This window comes from Streptomyces sp. NPDC026522, from assembly GCF_055567555.1.
The window spans coordinates 101,485-120,401 of sequence record NZ_JBVHQF010000008.1 but is presented as its reverse complement, the minus strand read 5'-3'; the positions used below and the strand labels follow the sequence as shown (position 1 = coordinate 120,401).

At 73.3% G+C, this 18,917-nt stretch carries 15 protein-coding genes and 1 pseudogene; 5 read left to right on the top strand and 11 right to left on the bottom strand.

From position 1 onward, the window contains the following. Positions 1-38: 38 nt before the first annotated feature. From ACZ4M3_RS21685 to ACZ4M3_RS21675, 3 genes are all read right to left on the bottom strand, one after another. Entirely contained in the window at positions 39-1,769 is a 1,731-nt protein-coding gene (locus ACZ4M3_RS21685) for a discoidin domain-containing protein (RefSeq protein ID WP_467734958.1), read from the bottom strand. Between the two features lie 35 nt (positions 1,770-1,804). Further along, positions 1,805-2,875 (bottom strand): DUF1996 domain-containing protein, encoded by a 1,071-nt coding sequence (locus tag ACZ4M3_RS21680; protein ID WP_467734956.1) that lies wholly within the window; start codon positions 2,873-2,875, stop codon positions 1,805-1,807. 119 nt (positions 2,876-2,994) lie between these two features. After that, entirely contained in the window at positions 2,995-5,151 is a 2,157-nt protein-coding gene (locus tag ACZ4M3_RS21675) for a discoidin domain-containing protein (RefSeq protein ID WP_467734954.1), read from the bottom strand. 387 nt (positions 5,152-5,538) lie between these two features. Between ACZ4M3_RS21675 and ACZ4M3_RS21670 the strand changes: the two are divergent. Then, a pseudogene (locus tag ACZ4M3_RS21670) lies at positions 5,539-6,159 on the top strand (hypothetical protein); the annotation flags it as partial. A gap of 91 nt (positions 6,160-6,250) precedes the next feature. On the opposite strand, the gene ACZ4M3_RS21665 reads toward ACZ4M3_RS21670, so the two are convergent. From ACZ4M3_RS21665 to ACZ4M3_RS21650, 4 genes are all read right to left on the bottom strand, one after another. Beyond that, a complete protein-coding gene (locus tag ACZ4M3_RS21665; protein ID WP_467734952.1) occupies positions 6,251-6,619 on the bottom strand; it encodes a hypothetical protein in 369 nt (122 codons plus the stop codon). Positions 6,620-6,974: 355 nt separating this feature from the next. Then, positions 6,975-7,229, bottom strand: a complete 255-nt coding sequence (locus ACZ4M3_RS21660; protein WP_467734950.1) for a hypothetical protein — start codon at positions 7,227-7,229, stop codon at positions 6,975-6,977. 242 nt (positions 7,230-7,471) lie between these two features. Then, positions 7,472-8,170: a sigma-70 family RNA polymerase sigma factor gene (locus ACZ4M3_RS21655; RefSeq protein WP_467734948.1), complete on the bottom strand. Its 699-nt coding sequence runs from the start codon at positions 8,168-8,170 to the stop codon at positions 7,472-7,474. Between the two features lie 146 nt (positions 8,171-8,316). After that, on the bottom strand, positions 8,317-9,099 hold the full coding sequence (locus ACZ4M3_RS21650; RefSeq protein ID WP_467734946.1) for a hypothetical protein: 783 nt from the start codon (positions 9,097-9,099) through the stop codon (positions 8,317-8,319). A 358-nt stretch (positions 9,100-9,457) separates the two neighbouring features. On the opposite strand from ACZ4M3_RS21650, the gene ACZ4M3_RS21645 reads away from it, so the two are divergent. Then, positions 9,458-10,603, top strand: coding sequence for an MFS transporter (locus tag ACZ4M3_RS21645; protein ID WP_467735473.1), 1,146 nt, complete (start codon positions 9,458-9,460; stop codon positions 10,601-10,603). Continuing rightward, positions 10,600-11,730 carry a sugar ABC transporter permease gene (locus ACZ4M3_RS21640; protein WP_467734944.1) on the top strand — a complete coding sequence of 377 codons (1,131 nt, stop codon included), beginning with the start codon at positions 10,600-10,602 and terminating at the stop codon, positions 11,728-11,730. Before ACZ4M3_RS21645 ends, ACZ4M3_RS21640 begins: the two co-directional genes overlap by 4 nt. On the opposite strand, the gene ACZ4M3_RS21635 is transcribed toward ACZ4M3_RS21640, so the two are convergent. Then, complete coding sequence (locus ACZ4M3_RS21635) at positions 11,717-12,925, bottom strand: acyl-CoA dehydrogenase family protein (protein ID WP_467734942.1); 1,209 nt, start codon at positions 12,923-12,925, stop codon at positions 11,717-11,719. The two genes, ACZ4M3_RS21640 and ACZ4M3_RS21635, sit on opposite strands and share 14 nt — an antisense overlap. A 144-nt stretch (positions 12,926-13,069) precedes the next feature. On the opposite strand from ACZ4M3_RS21635, the gene ACZ4M3_RS21630 reads away from it, so the two are divergent. Then, positions 13,070-14,854: a CoA transferase gene (locus tag ACZ4M3_RS21630; protein WP_467734940.1), complete on the top strand. Its 1,785-nt coding sequence runs from the start codon at positions 13,070-13,072 to the stop codon at positions 14,852-14,854. Next, positions 14,851-16,539, top strand: coding sequence for a class I adenylate-forming enzyme family protein (locus ACZ4M3_RS21625; RefSeq protein WP_467734939.1), 1,689 nt, complete (start codon positions 14,851-14,853; stop codon positions 16,537-16,539). The genes ACZ4M3_RS21630 and ACZ4M3_RS21625 overlap by 4 nt, the downstream gene beginning before the upstream one ends. 87 nt (positions 16,540-16,626) lie before the next feature. Here ACZ4M3_RS21625 and ACZ4M3_RS21620 read toward each other — a convergent pair whose 3' ends face one another. Genes ACZ4M3_RS21620 through ACZ4M3_RS21610 form a run of 3 tightly spaced genes read right to left on the bottom strand, consistent with a single transcriptional unit; the run spans position 16,627 to position 18,907 of the window. Continuing rightward, positions 16,627-17,451, bottom strand: a complete 825-nt coding sequence (locus ACZ4M3_RS21620) for a metal ABC transporter solute-binding protein, Zn/Mn family (protein ID WP_467734937.1) — start codon at positions 17,449-17,451, stop codon at positions 16,627-16,629. Then, on the bottom strand, positions 17,409-18,275 hold the full coding sequence (locus ACZ4M3_RS21615) for a metal ABC transporter permease (RefSeq protein WP_467734935.1): 867 nt from the start codon (positions 18,273-18,275) through the stop codon (positions 17,409-17,411). The genes ACZ4M3_RS21620 and ACZ4M3_RS21615 overlap by 43 nt, the downstream gene beginning before the upstream one ends. Beyond that, on the bottom strand, positions 18,272-18,907 hold the full coding sequence (locus tag ACZ4M3_RS21610; RefSeq protein ID WP_467734933.1) for a metal ABC transporter ATP-binding protein: 636 nt from the start codon (positions 18,905-18,907) through the stop codon (positions 18,272-18,274). Before ACZ4M3_RS21610 ends, ACZ4M3_RS21615 begins: the two co-directional genes overlap by 4 nt. Between the last annotated feature and the right edge of the window lie 10 nt (positions 18,908-18,917).

Genomic DNA, 18,917 nt, shown 5'->3' with positions numbered 1-18,917 from the left:
GCGCGCGGGATCCGGCAGGGCCCCAGCGGGCCGGAAGGTCAGGCATAGACCCCGAAGCGGAACAGGGAGTAGCCGTAGCCGGTGCCGCGCTGCGTCAGCTCCAGCCGGACGTAGCGGCCCGACGCGCTGATGTCGAAGTCGTCGATCCCCCCGTCCCCCGACGAGGTGGCGTACGCCGTCCGCCAGTTCTGGCCGTCGTCCGACACCTTGACCGCGTACGTCTTTCCGTAGGCTCCCTCCCACACCAGCTGGGTGTGCCTGAGCTGCCTCACCGACCCCAGGTCCACCTGGAGCCACTGCGGGTCGGCCCAGGCGCTGGCCCAGCGGGTGTCGTCGCGGCCGTCCGTGGCCAGGGCCGGCGTACACGGGCAGCCGCCGTAACCGTCGCTCTGGTAGCTGGAGGCGGTCGTCGGCCGGCCCCGCGCCACGTCGGTGCCCGCCACCGGGGGCGGTACCACCTTGACGGAGCGCTGTTCGACGCCCACGTTGCCCCGCCCGTCCTTGACCTTGACGTAGAGCTTCCACGTGCCGGTCCTCGCCGGAGCCGCGACCTTCAGGGCGCCGTTGCCCAGGTACGCGGACGGTACGGAGGTCAGGGCGCCGCCGCCGTCGACGTACTTGCTTCCCCACAGCACCTCGTACGTGAGCTGGTCGCCCTCGGGGTCCGTCGCCGGAGCCTGGACGGTGATCTCCTTGCCCGCCGGGACGGCGCCCGGGTCGGCCACGGCGGGCACCGACACGGTCGGCGGCAGGTTGTCCCCGGCCGTACTGCCGCCGAACGCCCGCTTGACCGCGTAGTACGATTTGCGGCGCTCACCGGCGGGGGTCAGGTCGAACCAGTGGCCGCCGAAGTCGTACTCGGTGCCGTAGTGGAAGACCGTCGCCCCCAGGGCGACGCCCCGGTGGCCGGTGACGCAGGCCCAGGCGTTGGTGTAGCCGTCCGCCTTCGCCTGGTCGCCGGGCTCAGACGGTACCCCGTTGGCGTCGTTCGGCACCTCCCACTCACCGGCCGGACCGGTCTCGGTGATGAGGTACGGCTTGGTGTAACCGCCCTGCTCCCAGGCCTGGCGGACGCCGCAGACCTCCTTGTAGGAGTTGACCGCGTACAGGTCCAGGTCGGGGGTGTTGCGCTTGTAGTACGTCCAGGCGCCGACCCACGCGTCGGTGGAGGTGACGGGGTGGTCGGCGTCGATGCGGTGGACGGCCTTCGCCACGTCGTTCACGAAGGCCGTGTAGGCGTTGCGCTGCGTCTCCAGCTCGGCCCCGGCGTAGCAGTTCTGCAGGCCGAGCACCGACTCGTTGCCGATGTTCCACATGAGCACCGAAGGGTGGTCGCGGTAGGTCTGCACCCACTTGGTGAACTCGGCCAGCATGTTGTTCTTGTAGGTGGTGTCCGCGACGTAGTCGGTGCAGCCGCCGCTGCCCGGGCCGCCGCCCGGCTGGAGCCAGAACCCGGCGACGACCTTGATGCCGTTCGCGGCGGCCGAGTCGAACAGCTGGCGGCTGCTCGCGTCGGTGCCCCACGTACGGATGGTGTTGGCGCCCAGTGACTTCACGTCGGGCAGCAGCCGACCGGCGTCCGCCGGGGCCGGGCCCCAGGTGACGCCCTTGACGACGTACGGCGAACCGTCGACCGTCAGCTGCCAGTTGCCCTGCGAGCCGGTCACCTTCACCACGCTGCCGGCGGCCTGCGCCGGGCCCGCGGGAAGTACCGTCACGGCTCCCGCGAGGAGCGCGGCCGTGACGAGGGAACGCATGCGGGAGTACATGCCTGGACCTCCTGGGAAGGGGGTGGGGGAGGGGGTCACGGGAGCCGGTAGTCCGGGCCCAGGACGGATCCCGCCTCGGGGTGGGTCTCGTCGTAGCCGCGGGCGTCGCACTGGAAGCCGCCGTTGACGCACTTGCCGACGAGGGCGCCCAGCGTCCGGTCGTCCCAGTCGTTGAAGAAGTCGTAGTGGAAGGAGTGGCCGCTGCCGCTGGAGAGCCTGACCTGCGACGTGTCGCCGCTGACCGGGAAGGCCATCTTGAACTCGACCATCGGGAGCGCGACGGGGTGGTCGGCCGGGCACACGTTGTCGTTGGTGCCGGGCTTCACGACCGGGTAGGCCATGTGGGCCTTGTGGTCGGGCGTGTCCAGGTATCTTCCGTCCCAGCAACTGGGCGCCTGCATACGGATGTTGAGCTGCGAACCGGCCGGGCAGTTCGCCGGGAACTCGACGTTCTTGTAGCTGTCGCCGCACTCCCAGCCCTCCACCCAGCCGCGGTGGCCGCGGAATTCGGCCGCCGTCTGCGTCGGGCTGCCGACCACGAAGCGCAGGCCCTTGGGGAAGGGGCGCACGCTCTTGTAGTCGGTGACGCCGCTCTTGTAGTAGATCACCTGCGGGCCGGTCGGCAGGACGGGCCGGTCGCCGTTGTAGAGCGTCGGCATCCAGTAGCCGGACAGGTCGCCGGGGGCGTTGCAGCGGGTGCCGCCCGCGCTGAGCGAGGCCGTGGTGGAGTAGGCGTCGGTCGTGGTGTTGCCCATGAAGGTGTGGTCGTGCGAGGCGCCGGGCCGCCCCGCGAAGACGATCGGGTCATCGGGGGCGGTCCTGCTGACGGCGCAGTTGGCCTGGAACTCGTGGAAGTAGCGGTCGGGCGGGTTCGCCCAGGAGGGGGTGACGCCGGTGACGGGCGGCACGGCCGGGATGTAGCCGTCCCCGTCCGGGTCGTCACCGGTGGCCAGCGGCGCGACGGCCGAGTGGTTCATGTGGACGGCCGCGGCGTTGTCGACGGACGCCTGGGCGGTCAGGGCGAGACCGCCCAGGCCCGCGGCCGCGGTCAGGGCGAAGGCGGCCGGGACCACCAGGGCGGACGGCTTCCTCGATCGGAGATGCACGTGTGCTCCTCAGGTTGGCGGGGGATGCTCCCCCGGATGGGAGAGCGCTCTCTCGGGTGGCCCGCAGAACGCGGGGCGGCCGGCTGCCGCCCCGCGTCCTGCGGGGGTTCAGGACTCGATCAGGGGAAGGAGACGACGGTCGACGGGGTGGTCGAGGTGCCCGAGGTCGCGGCTCCCGTGCCGTTGATGACGTGCTCGTACTGGCCGTTGCCACCGAGCGAGACGACGAGCAGGTCGTGGAACTTCACGCCCGGCTTCACCGGAACCTCGAACCCGTGGTCCTGGCGGATGGTCGGGTCCACGTTGTAGTAGCAGTAGCTGCCCAGGCCCCAGCCCTCGTGGGTGTTCACCGTGTCGGCCACCTTGTAGGCCGCGAAGCCCTTGACGGAGCCGTTCTGGACGGCCGCCTGATTGGGTGCGTCGTACGCCTTCTCGTTCTGGAAGAAGATCGTGCGGCCCCGCTCGCCGTTCCACTGCACGTCGTACTTGTTGAAGTGCTCGACGAACAGCCCGGTGGCCAGCACGTCGTCGCCGTTCACCCGGAACCCGTAATCGGAGCGGTTGGTCTCCCAGCCGACCCCGTCACCGTGGTCGGCGCGCCAGATCCACGTGTGGTCGACGATCGTGTCGTGGTTGTTGATCACCATGCCGACCGTGGTCTTGCCCGCGCCGGCCCCGCCGACCCGGACGAACACGTCCTGCACGGTGGTGGGGTTCGCCGCGTGGTCCGTGGCGGCGCCGGCCGGACCGACCTCCAGGAGGCTGGGCGAGTTGACCGGGCCCGCGTCGATCAGCAGGCCGGCGAGCTTGACGCCGTCGACGTCGGCGACCTTCAGCGCGGTCACCCCGTTGTCCGGGACGATCGTGGCCAGGCCGAGGCCCAGTACGACCGTGTCCGGGCGGTTGACCTGGATGGTCTGGCTGACGTGGTAGACGCCCGGGGTGAAGAGCAGGTGCAGGCCCTGGGCCAGCGCCGCGTTGATCGTCGCCGCGCTCGCGCCGGGCTTGACCACGTAGAACTGGCTCAGCGGGATCGAGGACCCCTGCGGTGCGCCGTTGCCCCAGGAGGTACCGCGGGCACCGGTGCGCTTGGCCGGCACGAAGACCTTGTACTGGGTGCCGTCGAGGTAGAGGAAGGGCTTCTCCCGGGAGACGGGCGTGCTGTCGAGCGTGGTGTACGGCGCGTTCGGGAAGCTCTGGGCCGGCGCCCCCTGCACACCCGAGAACACCTGGTTCCAGACGGCGTTGGACCATCCGCCGATCGAGCTGTCACGTGTGTACCACTGCTGCTGCGAGTAGTTGCCGACCTGTCCGTCGATCTTCGAGTCGGCGATGTAGCCGCCCGAGGCCCAGCCGTAGCCGTTGGGCGCGAGGTTCAGGCCGCCCTTGACGTGCATCCGGCGGAACGGAGCGGCCTGGGAGACGGCCCAGCGGTCCGTGCCGCTGACCGGGTTGAGGGCCAGGTTCTCGGCCGAGCGCCAGAAGTTCTGGGTGGCGTTGCCACCGAACCAGCCGGCGTCGACGGTCACGTCCCCGTTGATGGTGGTGTCGTCGGGGCTCAGGCCGAGGCCGGAGATGGAGGTGTAGAAGCCGATCTGGGCGTTGAGGCCGTTGTAGGTGCCGGGCTTGAAGAGGAACTGGTAGCGGCCGGAACCGAACTGGGCCGATTCCTGCTGGGCGAAGACCTGGTCCAGCTTGGCCTGGATGTCCGGCATCGACGGGTCGAAGACGATCACGTTCGGTCCGAGGTCACCACCGCCCGGGATCACCGGGCCGCTGCCCGGAGTGCCGTAGACCTGGAACTCCCAGAGCGAGTAGCCGTAGCCGGTGGCCCGCTGGGTGCCGTAGACGCGGACGTAGCGCGCGGTGCCGGTGATGTCGTGGGTCTGGACCCCGCCGGTGCCCGCGGTGGTCGAGTAGGCGGTGGACCAGTTGGCGCCGTCGGTGGACAGCTCGACCCGGTAGGACTTCGCGTACGCCGCCTCCCAGCGCAGGACCACCTGGTTCAGCTGGGCGGGCGCGCCGAGGTCGACCTGTATCCACTGCGGGTCGGCGAACTGGCTGGACCAGCGGGTCCCGTTGTCCCCGTCGACGGCCGCGCCGGCCGGGGTCCCGGCGCCCTCCACGCTGGAGGCGGTGGCGGGCTTGCCCTGCGAGAGCAGGACGGGCGCCGCCTGCGCCGTCGTGGCGGGCAGCAGCACGAGGAGGGCCGCGACCAGGGCGGCGGCGAGCGCCGCGACGGTGAGCCGTGGCGGGCGATCTGAGACGAGTGGCATGCGGGGTGCTCCTGACGTCATGGATCCGGGGGGATCGAAGCGTGAGTGAACTGCCCCTCAGGTGGGCCGTCAAGGGTCTCGGCGTTCATGAACTGAAGGCCAACCGGCGTCTCAACTACGTCTCAGGCCCGTGAACTTGGGGTTTCTTCAATCCTTGTGAAAAGTGTTGACGAAAAAATTCCCCGGGACTCTACTGAGGTTCCTGACCACTACCTCCGCCGTGTCCGCGACAGCGGAAGGGAGCTCCGGCAGGCTTCGGGAAGTAGCGGCATCGCCAAGGGAGTTGCTGCGCTGTGTTCGTTTCTCGGCGCCTGCCGTTCTCGGACGACCGCACTGGGAAGTGCCTTCCCTTGGGCGGGCCGGGGAGGCCGGTCGTGTCAGACCTGTCAGGAGTTCGCGCTCATACCCGGGGGCACGGTGGGACTCGGATTCGGCCTCGACACCTGGCAGCCGACGGCAGAGCAGACGGCCGACTATGCGGAGAGCCTCGCGGAGGGCTTCGGTCACGACCCCGACCTCCGGGCACACCTGGCTCAGGTGCTCAGCCCCCGCAGGAGGGTCACCTTGAACGCGGTGCTCATGGCAGTCGAGGACGAAAAGCTGACCGAACCCCTCGCTGACATGCCGGGCGCACTCGCGGCGCGCGGTCAGCGGATGCCGAGCTCCGACGAGTGGGAGCACGCCTGCGGGGCAGGCGCGGACACCCTGTTCCGGTGGGGTGACGACTGCCCGCTCGACCGCATCCCGCACACCGGCCCGCACAACCAGCCCAACGCCTTCGGCCTGCGCATCTCCTATGACACCTACAGCACGGAACTGACGAGCGACCCCGGGGCGGTGCACGGCGGCGACGGTGGCGAGTCGGTGTGCGGCGGATACGGCCACCTGCTGGCATGGCTCCCCCTGGCCACGGTCAACCGCAACCCCTCCGTGGCCGAGCTCGTGTACGGGCCTGAGGGCGAAGACATGTGCGACCAGTTCACCACCCGGCCGGTAGTCGCCCTGTGATCTCGAAATGGGGCTCCCCAAGCAGGCGGGCGCAGTGACTTCCAGGCGGCCGCGACCGCGGCAGCTGCCGGGGCGCGGGAGCAGGCCGCGGTCAGTGGCCGAGGGCCGACTTCGCCGCCACGATGACCAGTCCCAGGATGAGGTTGACGAACCCCTCGACTACCGCCTGGGCGCGGGACGCACCGGCGTGCCGGGCGCCGATGCAGGCCCAGGCGACCTGCTGTGCCACGGCGACCGCCAGCGCGAGCCACACCGTACCGCTGAACGCGAGCCCCAGGACCGGGCCCAGTGCCACCGTCGCGGCGGGCAGTACCGCGGCCTCCACGATCGGCCACTCGCGCCGTCCGACCCGTCGTGCCTCGGCCCAGCCCAGGTTCCGGCCGGACTGCCGCTCGCCCGCGAGCTGGGCATAGACGTGCGCGGCCCAGAAGACCAGGCCGGTCACGAGGAGCAGCGCCATGAGCTGGAGGCGGGGAAAGTTACTCGCAACGCTTGAGGCGGCGATGACGGAGGCGGCGAGCAGGGACCCGTAGAGAGCACCCGCGTAGTCCGTTCGAACGGACGGCCGACCGGTCGGGTCCCTTCGCGGCCACGGCAGGAGGCGGTTCACCAGCTCACCGTAGAGAAGGGAACCCGCCCCTCGCCGCACCACACGCGGACGGCGGCCTCCGAGCGGAGGATCGATCCGGGACACGGGGACAGGTCATGCCCCCCTCGACCTGGCGGGACGCGACCCCTCTCGCGCGATGAGCGGGCCGGGCGAGGGAATCGTCCGTGTCGACGTGACGGGCGAGTCGGTGTTCCGGCTCCGGCCGTTACCCGGCAGCCACCACCTGGCCCGCCGTGACCTGGGGAGGGGAGGGTAGCAGGGACGCGAGGTGGTCCCGTACGAAGTCGGCCGCCCTCCTGACCGACTCTTCGGCCCCGGCCCGGTCTTCGAAGACGCCGGTGGAAACCATCACGCCACCGCCCGCGTCCACCCAGTAGTAGGCCACGAAACCGGGGACTTGGCGGAGGAGGGGCACGAAGCCCTCGTCCACTCGTCGTCCCGCCTCGGCAGGATCGGTCACGTCTTCATACCGTCGAATCACTGCGTACATGGCTGATCCCCTCCTGGATCCCAAGGTCACCCGCGCGAAACGACATACCCCCACCGCGCGGTTCTCGCCCGCCGGACGTCGGGAAGGCACTCGGACAGGCGTATCGGTGAGCCGAACCGGCATCCGCGCGCACGGCCCGCTACGACGGGGGGCGGACGGGTGCGGGAGAGGCCTGCCGTAGCGCAGCCCCTCCCGCACCCGCTGCCAGGCAGTCAGCCGAGCGATGCCACGAGTTCCCTCGCGGGGGCCGTCAGGGCGGAGTCCCGGGCCACGTACACGGTTCGCCGCTCGGGCACGGTCGCGGGCGGTTCGGTGTCGGTCAGCAGGCCGATCAGGGTGGTGCGGGCCCGGGCCACACGGGAGCGGACCGTACCGATCGGGCAGCCGACGGTGGCGGCCGCCTCGGCGTAGGGGAGGCCGAGCAGCTGGGTCAGCACGAACGCCTCTCGACGTTCGGCCGGAATCGCCGCCAGCAGTTCCGCGAGGGCGATGCCGTCCTCGAAGCCGGGAAGGCCGTACGGCTGGCTCTGCTCGGCGGCTGCCTGCCAGTCGTCCCGGTCCGACAGCCGGGGGCGGGCGGCAGCGTGGCGGATGGCGTCCACGACGGTGCGGCGGGCGATGGACAGCAGCCAGGTCCGGGCGGAGGCGCGGCCCTCGAAGCGGGGGAGCGCGGCGAGTGCCCGGAGGAACACGTCCTGGGTGAGGTCGTCGGCCGCCTGGGGGTCCGCGCTGAGGTACGCCACGTAACGCCAGACGTCGCGGTGCAGGGCCCGGACGAACCGGTCCGCCTTCGCGGGGTCCCCGTCGCGCGCGGCGAGGGCAAGTCGGGTCACCTCCGCGTCGGAGTCCGGGGTGTGCCGGGCCGGCCTATCGCCGGCGGGACGGTGCTGGGTGGGCAGGGCAGGAGTCATCGCCACAGGTCCTTAGGGGCAAGGTGGGTCCGGCGCCGCACGTGGCGGGGCCGGTGAAGGGGTACGGCCGGCCGGAGGGCATGGCCGATGCCCGAGGCGCACCGGGCAGGAGAGGAGCCGTCAGCGCGCGCTCGGGGAACCAGCTGTCACAGGACAGCGGTTCCCCTCGGCGGACCCCGTGAGGTGATGGCGTGGACGAGGAACAACTGCGGGAGCGTGCGGCTCCGCCGTACCCGGCGCACCCGGATGCGCGCCGGGAGGGGCGCCGGGACAACTCCGAAGAGCAGGCGCAGCGGTGCCCGGAGCCGGCATGCCGCGGCGCGCAGGACGCGGAAGGCGCCCCGCTCGCCGTGGGCCAGCCACAAGCCGCAGAGCAGCGCGGCCAGCAGGTGCGCGGCGAGCATGCCGACCGGCGGCATTCCGGCCGGTGACATGCCGGCCATGTCGTGACCGGCCGCCGGCACGAGGCCGACGGTCCCGGTCCCGGACGCGGCACCCGCCATGCCGTGCATGCCCTGCATGCCCTGCATCACGTGGTGGGCGTACGAGCCGGCGCCCGGCGGCGGCTGGGACACCAGGGTGCCGAGCCGCGCGTCGGTCACGACCTTCAGGGCGTCCTGGGCGGACATCGGCGACGCCGGGCCTTCCCCGCACATCAGGTACGCGGCCCATTGCCGGGCGAACGAGGTGCCGGACGGCAGGGACGGGTGCAGCACCGACTGCGCCAGGGAGAAGCCCGAGTGGAGCGCGGCCTGGACGGCGACCGTCGCCGCGGTGACGGTGAGCGGCCCGCGCTCGCGATCCGCGCGGGACCAGGCCGCTGCCGTCGTGCCCGCGAACGCGGCGGCCATCGCCCACCAGGGCACGGCCATACCGGACATGAGCACGTGGCCGACGGTCGCGAGCAGCACGCAGACGGCTGCGAACATCGCAGCCCGTGCGGCTCGGAAACAGTGGCCTGGTGTCATGGCGTGTTCATCCTCGCACCGGCCTTCCGGACTGAGCAGGGGGGTGCGCGGTTCCTGACAAGTTCTCAAGTCCGCCTGTGGCGCCCCTTGTCCGTGCGCGCCTGGTGTGGCGCAAGGCACAGAAGGGAGCGGGAACTGCGGCGCCGGTCCATCCGACTGCCTGCCCAGTCGGCCGAGGTGTGCAACCTCTTGGGGAAGGGAGACTTCTGTGGCGACGACAGCGCGGACGGCGGCGGAGGGAACGGCGGCGGCGACGGCGACGGCACCGAGTACCCGGGACGGGGCAGTCCGGCGCCTGACCGCGCTGCTCACCTGCGCCATGGCGTTCTCGATGCTGCAGTTGTTCCTGCTCGGTGCGCTGGGGCCGCGTCTGGTGCGCGAACTGGGTATTTCGGCCACCCAGCTGGGGTTGACGACCACCGTCGGATTCGCCACCGCCGCCGCGTTGTCCCCGACCGGTGGCCGGATGGTGGACCGGATCGGGCCCCGGCGCTCGCTGGTGCTGCTGCTCGCCGTCTCCGCCGTGGCACTCGCCCTGATCGGTGCCGCCCCCGGCGCGGGGCTGCTGCTCGGCGCGGTCGCGCTGGGCGGCGTACCGCAGGCTCTGGCCAACCCGGCCACCAACAAGGCGATCCTGGCCACGGTCCCGGCCGCCCGGCGGGGTGCGGTGACGGGTCTGAAGCAGTCCGGTGTACAGCTGGGGGCGTTCGCCGCCGGACTGCCGCTCGCCGCCCTCGCGGGCGGTATCGGCTGGCGGGGCGCGGTGTGGACCGCCGCCGGTGCGGCGCTCCTCGCCGGGGTGTGGGCGCTGCGTGCGCTGCCGGCCGATCTGCCCGCGGCGTCGGCTCCGGCCGCCCGTACGTCGTTCGTCCCGCGGGGCGTGGTGGCCTGGCTGGCGGGCTTCTCGCTGTTCCTGGGAGCCGGGATCGCCTCCGTCAACACCTACCTCGCGCTGTACGGGGTACAGCGACTGGGGATGGCGCCCACCGTGGCCGGTGGCCTGGTCGCCGTCCTCGGGGCCGCGGGCGTCCTCGGCCGGGTCGGGTGGTCGAAGGTGGCCCGCCCCGGTCGGGCCGAATGGCTTCCGGGTCTGCTGGCCTGCGGCTCCGTGGGCGCTGTGGCCCTGCTGGCCGGGGGGCTCCTGCCCGGCGGGCTGCTGCCCGGGGTGCTGGTGTGGGCCGGCGCCGTCGCCGTCGGCGTGTTCGCCGTGTCCGGCAACGCCGTTTCGATGGTGCTGGTCATGCAGCGCGCCGCCCCCGGGCGGGCCGGACAGGACTCCGCGCTCGTCGCGGCGGGGTTCTTCGCCGGGTTCGCGGTGGGGCCGCCCCTGTTCGGCCTGTTCGCGCAGGGCGGGCGGTACGGGCCGGGCTGGCTGCTGGTGGCCGGCGAGTTCGCGGTGGCGGGAGCGATCGCGTTGCCCTGGGCCGTACGGGACCGCCGGGTGAGGCCGGAGAAGGCGGCATGACCTCCCGCGATTGGGCCGGCCGGGCGCTCGGGGCCGTCATGGACCGGGTGACGGTGACCGAGACCGAAGTCGGGGACCGCTTCCCGCTGTACGCCGACCCCGAGGGCGGGCGGTGGGTGACCACCGGCCGCGGTTCGTGGACCGGCGGGTTCTGGGCCGGGCTGCTGTGGCTGCGAGCCCGCTGCACCGGGGACGAGGCACACCGGCTGGCCGCGGCGGAACGTACGGCCCGGCTCGCGCCGTGGGCGGAGGCCGACACCGCCACCCGGGGTCTCATCTTCTGGTACGGGACGGCGCCGGCCTTCGACTCGGCCGAGGCCGCCGGGCTGCGGGCCAAGGCGGGCCGGGCCTGCCTGGACTCCTTCGACCCCGAGGCCGGGGTCGTGCCCTGGGGGGCGGCGCTCGGCGGGCCCCGGCTCCTGGCCCGGGCGGACGCCGTACCGGGGCTGGTGCCCCTCCTGGCCGGAGTCGGAGCCGGGCCCGGAGCCGATGCCGGTACCGAGGCCACGGCCGGCGGCGCGGCCGTGGCGGCGGCCCATCTGCACCGGCACCTCGACCTCTGTCTCGGCACGGAGGGCGCGGGAAGCGCCGGTCGGCCGCGGCCCGCCTGGCAGTTCGAAGCGGCTACGGGCTGGTCCCCCTGCGCGGACCCGGCACCCGGCTGGAGCCGCGGTGAGGCGTGGCTGCTCCTGGCCGTGGCCGATGCGCTGCTCCGTCCGGAGGTGGCCCGCCACCGGCCGGAGCGGCTCGCTTCCGCGGCCGAGCAGCTCCTGGTGGCGGCACAGGCGCTGACCGGACCGCTGGTCCCGCCCAATGAGGCGTCCCGGCCGCAGGGCCCCGTCGACACCTCGGCGGCGGCGATCACCGCCGTCGCGCTGCTCAAGCTGTCCCGTGTGGGCATCCCGCAGGCCGCCGCGTGTGCGCACCGGGCGGTGGCGATCCTGGGCCGCCTGGCCGGGGCCCACCTCACCGGACCGGGCCCGTCCCGACCGGCGGGCATGCTGCTGGACGGCTGCTACGACGCCGCCAAGGGCCTCGCGGTGCGCCACGAACTCGTCTGGGGCGACTTCTTCCTGGCCCTCGGCCTGGCCGCGCTCGGCGATCTCGTCGACATCACCCGCATCTAGCGGCCTCCCGGCCGTAGCCGCGCAGCACCCGGCGGGCCACCGAGGTGATGTGCAGCTCGTCCGGGCCGTCGAGGATGCGGGCCGCGCGACCGCCGCGGAACAGGGCCGGCAGCGCGGTGTCGGGACCGAGCCCGGCGGCGCCGTGGACCTGGATGGCGGCGTCGGTGACCTGCTGGAGCATCCGGGCGGCGGCGACCTTCGCCAGGCCCACTTCGGTACGGGCGTCCTGCCCGGCCGCGATCAGCGCGACCGCCTCGTGGACCAGCGGGCGGGTGGTGCGCAGCGCGAGGAGGGCGTCGAAGACGTGCTGCTGGACCAGCTGGTGGTCGGCGAGCGGCCCGCGCGATCCGCCGCGGGTGGCGGCGCGTTCACACATGAGGTCGAAGGCGCGCTGCGCCTGGCCGAGCCAGCGCAGGCACCGCAGGGTCCGGCCGAGCGCGAGGCGGGTGCCCGCGATGGCCAGGGCGTCGCCGCCCGCGCCGAGGAGGTGGTCCGGGGGGACGCGGACCCGGTCGAGTTCGATCTCGTACTGGCCCGCCGCCCCGAGGACCGGGAGTTCGCGTACGACGCGGAAACCGGGCGAGCCGGTCGGGACGAGCAGCAGGGAGAGCCCCTCCCGGTCGCCCGGCGCCCCGCCGGTGCGTGCCATGACGGTGACCAGGTCGGCGCCCGCGGCGCCCGAGGTGAACCACTTGCGGCCGCTGACGCACCAGCTGCCGTCCGCCTGGAGCTCGGCCCGGGTCGCGGTGCGGAGCGGGTCGGTGCCCGGTACGTCCGGTTCGGTCATGGCGTAGCAGGTACGCATCTCTCCGGCGACCAGGGGTTCGAGGTACTCCTCGCACACCCGGGTGCTGCCGTGGCGGCTGAGCATGGTCACGTCGAGCAGCGGGGCGGAGCCCAGCGCGGCGGGACCGTGGTCGCTGGCGCCCTCGGCCTCGGCCAGCGCCGCGTACTGGAGGAACGGCAGGCCGCCGCCGCCCAGCTCCGCCGCGAGCGGCAGGGCCCACAGCCCGGCGGCACGCGCCTCGGTCCGCAACTGCGCCAGGGCGGCGGCCGCACCGGTTCCGCCCGCGTCCAGCGCCGTCTCGGACGGGATCACCTTCGTACGGACGAAGTGATCAACTTGCTGCCTCAACTCGACGATCCGCGGGTCGGGTTGAGCCGCCCCGTCGGGTGCGGCGGCTGAATCCGTCACTGCATTCCTCCTCGTTCCCGGGAACCCATGGGAACTGCTGTCCGACTCTCTGTCCGAGGAACTGGTCGGGTGCGCACCCCGGCGAGTTCCCGCGTTCCCGTTCGACCTGGGCGACGGCCACCGCCGCGCCGGGAGAGGAGAGGCATGGCGTCCCCCGCAACCACGCAGACGGTCCGGCCGCTCGACACACTGCGCTTCGACACCTCGGGGCCCCCGCAGATCACCGGGGTGGTCGCCGAACACCTGCGGCTGCTCGGCGCGCGAGCCGACGGGCCTGCGGACGCGGACCAGTCGGGCCGCACCACGCTCTCCGGAGGCGGCTTCGAGCCCGGCCACGCGACCGCCACGTGGGCGAGCCCCGCGAGCGGCCTCGTCGACGAGGCGACCGTACAGGCCGCCACCGGCATGATGGCCGTCCACGGCCGGCGCGACGGCGCCCCGCGCGGACTCGCCGCCGACTACGCGGCGACGGCCACCGCCGTCCTCACCGTTCAAGGACTGCTCGCCGGTCTGGTCGGCCAGGCCCGCGGAGCCGAGTCCTCGCACGTCCGCACCGGAGCCGACCGGGCCGGACTGCTCGCGGTGTCCCAGTACCTCGCCGCAGCCGGTGCCGACGAGGGCGAGGCCGCCGAACTCGCCCCAGGAGGGCCCCCCTTCACCTCGGCCGAAGGCGTGCTCTTCGAGCTGGAGACCCTCGACCCGGGAGCGTGGGCCGCGTTCTGGCGCGCCCTGGACGCGCCCGCCGACGCGATGCGCGCCGGGTGGCGGCCGTTCCAGTTCCGGTACGCCACCGCCTGCGCCCCCTTCCCGCAGGCCCTGCACGGCGTGACCCGGGCGCATTCCCTGGCCCGGATCCAGCAGGCCGCAGCGCTCTCCGGCGCGCAGGTGTGCGTACTGCGCACCCTGGCCGAACGTGCCCGGGAGGCCGATGGCGCCGCGCCCTGGTCGCTGCGGCCGCTGACCGCCGGCATCACCGCGCCGAGCCCCCGCACCGCGGCCGTCCCGTCCTCCGGCCGGCCACTGGCCGGACTGACGGTGCTGGAGGCGGGCCGCCGCATCCAGGCCCCGCTCGCCGCGCACCTGCTCGGCCTGCTGGGAGCCGAGATCATCCGGATCGAGCCGCCGGGCGGGGACCCGCTGCGCGGTATGCCGCCCGCCTGCTCCGGCATCTCCGCCCGCTGGCTCGCCCTCAACCGGGGCAAGAAGGCCGTCGAAATCGACATCAAGGCCGAGGCCGACCGCCGCCGGCTGCGGGAGCTGGCCGCGGAGGCCGACGTCTTCCTGCACAACTGGGCGCCGGGCAAAGCCGCCGAGCTCGGGCTCGACGCCGACGACCTGGCCCTCGTCAACCCCGCCCTGGTCCACGCCTACACCAGCGGCTGGGCCGACCGGCTCCACGGCGCCCCCATGGGCACCGACTTCATGGTCCAGGCCCGTACCGGTGTGGGCGAAGCGGTCCGTCCCGAAGGAGAGCCGCCCGCCCCCTCGCTGATGACCCTGCTCGACGTGCTCGGGGGCCTGCACGGCGCCGAAGCCGTGCTCGCCGGACTGCTGCTCAGGGAACGCACCGGCCACGGCGTACGGGTGGAATCCTCCTTGCTCGGCGCCGCCGACACCCTGCTCGCCCCGGCCCTGCACCGGGCCGCACGCGGCGAGCGGCCCAGACGGCCCGCCGGGTTCCGGCACCCGCTGCCGACCGCCGACGGCTGGATCGCCCCTGCCGACGAGAGCGCCGGCGCCGTAGCCGCGTACGACCTGCGCCACCTCTCCACGACCGACGCCCTGCACCAGCTGAGCGCCCACGGCCTCACCGCCACCGCGGTCACCACGGACCTCGCCGACCTGCACCACGATGCCCGCTTCGCCGGCTCGATCAGCCGCGACGAGCACGGTGCCCCCGCCGTTACCGCCCCCTGGAGCTTCGCGTGACCGTCGCCCTGCACGACCTGCTGCCCGCCGAACTCCGCCGTTCCTGGGTGGTCGACGGAACCTGCCCCGACCTCGATCTCTACAGCCTCTTCCGGGCCCGTCAGATCGCCGACCTGCACCGCACGGCCGTCCTCGACGCCAAGGGCAAACTCTGTTACACCGCCCTCGACCGCAAGGTGCGATGTCTGGCCACCGGCCTCAGAGACCTCGGCATACGCCCGGGCGACGTGGTCGGCGTGCAACTCCCCAACGACCGCAGCGCCGTCATCGCCGACCTGGCGCTGGCCGCGCTCGGCGCCGTCGCCCTCCCCTTCCCCGTCGGCCGGGGCACCCTGGAAGCCGAGTGCCTGCTCCGCCGGGCCGAAGCCGTCGCCGTCATCGCGGCGATCGAACACCGCGACTTCCGCCACGCGGCCGACCTGCACACGCTCTCGCGGTCCCTGCCCGCCCTCCGTCACGTGATCGCGGTCGGCCCCGGCACCGCGCCGGAGGGCACGACCTCGTGGTCGGAGCTCATGCGCCGCGACCCCAGCGGCTTCGTGCCCGCCCGCCCGGACCCCGACGTCGCGGCCCGGATCCTCGTCTCCTCCGGCTCGGAAGCCGAGCCGAAGATGATCGCCTACTCGCACAACGCCCTGGCCGGCGGGCGCGGGAACTTCCTCGCCTCCCTCATCCCGGACGGGACCCCGCCGCGCTGCCTGTTCCTCGTACCGCTCGCCTCGGCCTTCGGATCGAACGGAACCGCCGTCACGCTCGCCCGGCACGGCGGCACCCTGGTCCTGCTCGACCACTTCACCCCGGAGGCCGCCATCGCGGCGGTCCGTGAGCACCGGCCGACCCACGTCCTCGGCGTGCCCACCATGGTCCGGATGATGCTCGAACGCCTCGACGCGACGGGCGGGCAACTGCCCGCCCCCACCGCGCTGGTCCTGGGCGGCGCCCCGCTCGACGAGACCACCGCTGCCGCCGCCGCGGAGGCGTTCGGCTGCGCGGTGGTCAACCTCTACGGCTCTGCCGACGGAGTCAACTGCCACACGGGACTGGCCGACACCGTGCCTCCCGCCGACGCGGCGGGCGTCGTGGCGGGCCAGCCCGACCCGCGCGTGGCCGACATCCGCATCGCCGATCCCGAGACGCACCGACCGCTGCCCGACGGCCACATCGGGGAGATCATCTCCCGGGGCCCGATGACACCGCTGTGCTACGTGGGCGCGCCCGACCTGGACGCCCGCTACCGCACCCCCGACGGCTGGGTCCGCACCGGAGACCTCGGCTACCTGGACGCCGACCGCGTGCTGCACGTCGTGGGCCGCCTGAAGGACATCGTGATCCGCGGCGGCGCGAACATCAGCCCGGCCGAGGTCGAGCGCGAACTCCGTTCGCACCCGCACGTCCGGGACGTGGTCTGTGTCGGCTTCCCCGATCCGCTGATGGGCGAGCGGCTGGCGGCCTGCGTGGTGGCGCGGGGCCCGCAGGCTCCGACACTGGCCTCCCTCGGCGACCACCTGACGGCGCGGGGCCTGGAGCGGCGCAAGCACCCCGAGCGGCTCCTCGTGGTGCCGGAGATACCCCTGACGGCGGCGGGCAAGCCGGACCGGGCGGCCCTGCGGGAACGCCTGCCGGAGAGTGCCGCGCAGGCGCAGCACGGATTGCCCGAGGCGCTGCCCCTCGCCCAGGCCGGATGAGCGATGAGCCCGGCAGCCGGGGCTGCCGGGCACATCAGGTCCGCGACCGTGCCGTCCGGGAGGTGGTGGGTACCCGGGCCGCCCGGATCAGGAGGCGCCCAGCGCCTTCTTCACCTCGGCCGCCGCGTTGCGGTAGACGGGCAGCAGGTCCAGGTCCGCGCCCGGGTAGTTGACGATCTGGACCTGCTTGGCGCCCGAGTCGGGCAGCACCGTCCCGGTCGACATGTGGGCGTTGTCCAGTACCAGGGACGGCTTCTTGGCGGAGAGCCCGGCCAGCTGCGCCGGGGTCACCGCCTCCGGGCCGTAGGTTCCCACCGTGGTGGCGCCCGCGAGCTTCGCGGCCCAGGTGGTGAAGACCTGGGTGACGACGGAGGGGCTCTTCCCCCCGGGCCACGCGGCCTGGACGTCCTTGTTGAGCCTGCCGTACTCGGCATCGAAGCCGGTCTTCCACTGCGCGGCGGCGTCCTGGGTGCCGAAGAGCGAGCCCAGCTTGTCGACCCCGGCCTTCACCTTGTCGGGGTCGTTGTCGAGGTCGACCTCGACCAGCTTCGCCTTGGAGCCGGCGGCCTCCTTGATCTTCGCGGCGTACGGCTCGAACGGCGCGTACAGCACGAAGTCCGCATTGGCCACGGCGGCGAGGTCCGAGGGCTTGGGGTCGTAGTCGGGGGCGTGGTGCACGGACTGCGGCACGATGACCTTGACGTCCCCGGCCCCGGCGGCCTTGGCGAACGCGCCCTCCCAGGTGGTGGTCACCACCACCACGGGCTTGTGCTTCCCGGCAGCCGGGGTGCCGGCCTTCGCGGGGGCGTCTTCGGCGGCCTTGGTGCCGGTGCTGTTGCCGCAGCCGGTGGCGAGGGCGAGGGCCGCGCTCAGTGCGAGGAGGGAAGTGATGCGGACGCGGGTGCGCGCCATGAGCTGGTTCTCCGTTCGGGTGTGAAGTGGACGGCGAGGACGAGTGCCCCCGCCGTCAGGACGAGTACGGGGCCGGGCGGCCAGTCGAGCCACAGGGCCAGGAGGAACCCGGTCGCGTTGACGCTCACGCCGATGCCGACCGCCCAGAAGGTGATCGACCTCAGCGAGCTGCCCAGCCGGCGGGCGGCGAGGGCGGGCAGCAGGGTCAGGGCGTCGACGAGCAGGGCGCCGGTGAGCTTGATCGCCCCGGCGACGGCGATCGCGACGAGTACCAGGAGCGCGGCCGTCAGGGCGCGGACCGGGACGCCGGAGCACTGGGCGAGCTCGCGGTCGTAGAGGAGCAGGCCGACATCGCGCCGCCGCCACCAGAACAGGCCCGGTACGACGGCGGCCAGCACTCCGAGCACGAGGAGATCGGGCGTGCCGACCGAGAGGATCGACCCCCACAGCAGGGCGAAGGCCCCGGACGCGTTGACGCCCGACACGGCGAGCAGCAGCAGCGCGGCGGCGATGGCGAGGCTCATCAGCAGCCCCATCGCCCCGGACAGGCCGTCCGGGGTGCGGGCGAGCGGGGCGACTCCCGCACCGGCCAGGGCGCAGGCGACGAGCGCGCACAGCATCGGGTCGAGGCCGGTCAGCAGCCCGACCGCGATGCCGAGCAGGGCCACGTGCATCATCGCGAACCGGACCGGCATGATGTCGAGCCCGACGATGACCACCCCGATGACGGGCAGGCCGATCGCCGCGAGCAGCAGCGCGATGCCGGCCCGCTGGACCGGCACCAGCTGGAGGAGCGCGCCGAGGTCGGCGGTGGCGAGGGTCACCGGACCTCCCGCATCCGGCCCGCGGCCATCTCCAGTACGCGGTCGCAGCGATCGGCCAGAGCCCGGTCGTGCGTGACGACCACCAGCGTGACCGGCAGCGAGGTGAGGACGTCCGCGGCCTCCGCCTGTCCGTCGAAGTCGAGGGCGGCGGTGGGTTCGTCGGCCAGCAGCACCTGGGCGCCCGCGGCGACGCAGCCGATGGCGCGGGCCAGGTACATCCGCTGCAACTGGCCGCCGGAGAGGGTGTGCAGGGGGCGTTCGACCAGCGAACCGACGCCCAGCCGGGTGGCGGCCTCCGCCGCGTCCTCCGGCGCGGCGCTGCTGGCGAGCAGTTCGGCCCCGAGCAGGGGGAACCGGCCGGCCGCGGGTTTCTGCGGGATCCAGGCGCAGACCCGGCGTCGCCAGGCCCACTCGGCGGGGGAGCCGGTGCCCCGGCCGCCGACCGAGATGGAGCCGGTGACCTGACGGTGCAGGCCGAGTACCGCACGCAGCAGGGTGGTCTTGCCCGAGCCGTTGGTTCCGGTCAGCGCCACGCACTCACCGGCGGCGATCTCCAGATTCACATCGGAGACGGCTTCCACCCCGCCGTGCCGGCAGGCGACTGCCCTCATGCGCACATCCAGCCCACCCATCCCGCACCTT

What these genes read in the sequence shown, in the direction of transcription:
- ACZ4M3_RS21630 (WP_467734940.1), top strand. Translation starts at nt 13,070, where the DNA reads ATGGCGTCCCCCGCAACCACGCAGACGGTCCGGCCGCTCGACACACTG.
- ACZ4M3_RS21645 (WP_467735473.1), top strand. Translation starts at nt 9,458, where the DNA reads ATGGCGTTCTCGATGCTGCAGTTGTTCCTGCTCGGTGCGCTGGGGCCG.
- ACZ4M3_RS21620 (WP_467734937.1), bottom strand. Translation starts at nt 17,451, where the DNA reads ATGGCGCGCACCCGCGTCCGCATCACTTCCCTCCTCGCACTGAGCGCG.
- ACZ4M3_RS21665 (WP_467734952.1), bottom strand. Translation starts at nt 6,619, where the DNA reads ATGGCGCTGCTCCTCGTGACCGGCCTGGTCTTCTGGGCCGCGCACGTC.
- ACZ4M3_RS21675 (WP_467734954.1), bottom strand. Translation starts at nt 5,151, where the DNA reads ATGCCACTCGTCTCAGATCGCCCGCCACGGCTCACCGTCGCGGCGCTC.
- ACZ4M3_RS21685 (WP_467734958.1), bottom strand. Translation starts at nt 1,769, where the DNA reads ATGTACTCCCGCATGCGTTCCCTCGTCACGGCCGCGCTCCTCGCGGGA.
- ACZ4M3_RS21650 (WP_467734946.1), bottom strand. Translation starts at nt 9,099, where the DNA reads ATGTTCGCAGCCGTCTGCGTGCTGCTCGCGACCGTCGGCCACGTGCTC.
- ACZ4M3_RS21655 (WP_467734948.1), bottom strand. Translation starts at nt 8,170, where the DNA reads ATGACTCCTGCCCTGCCCACCCAGCACCGTCCCGCCGGCGATAGGCCG.
- ACZ4M3_RS21610 (WP_467734933.1), bottom strand. Translation starts at nt 18,907, where the DNA reads ATGGGTGGGCTGGATGTGCGCATGAGGGCAGTCGCCTGCCGGCACGGC.
- ACZ4M3_RS21640 (WP_467734944.1), top strand. Translation starts at nt 10,600, where the DNA reads ATGACCTCCCGCGATTGGGCCGGCCGGGCGCTCGGGGCCGTCATGGAC.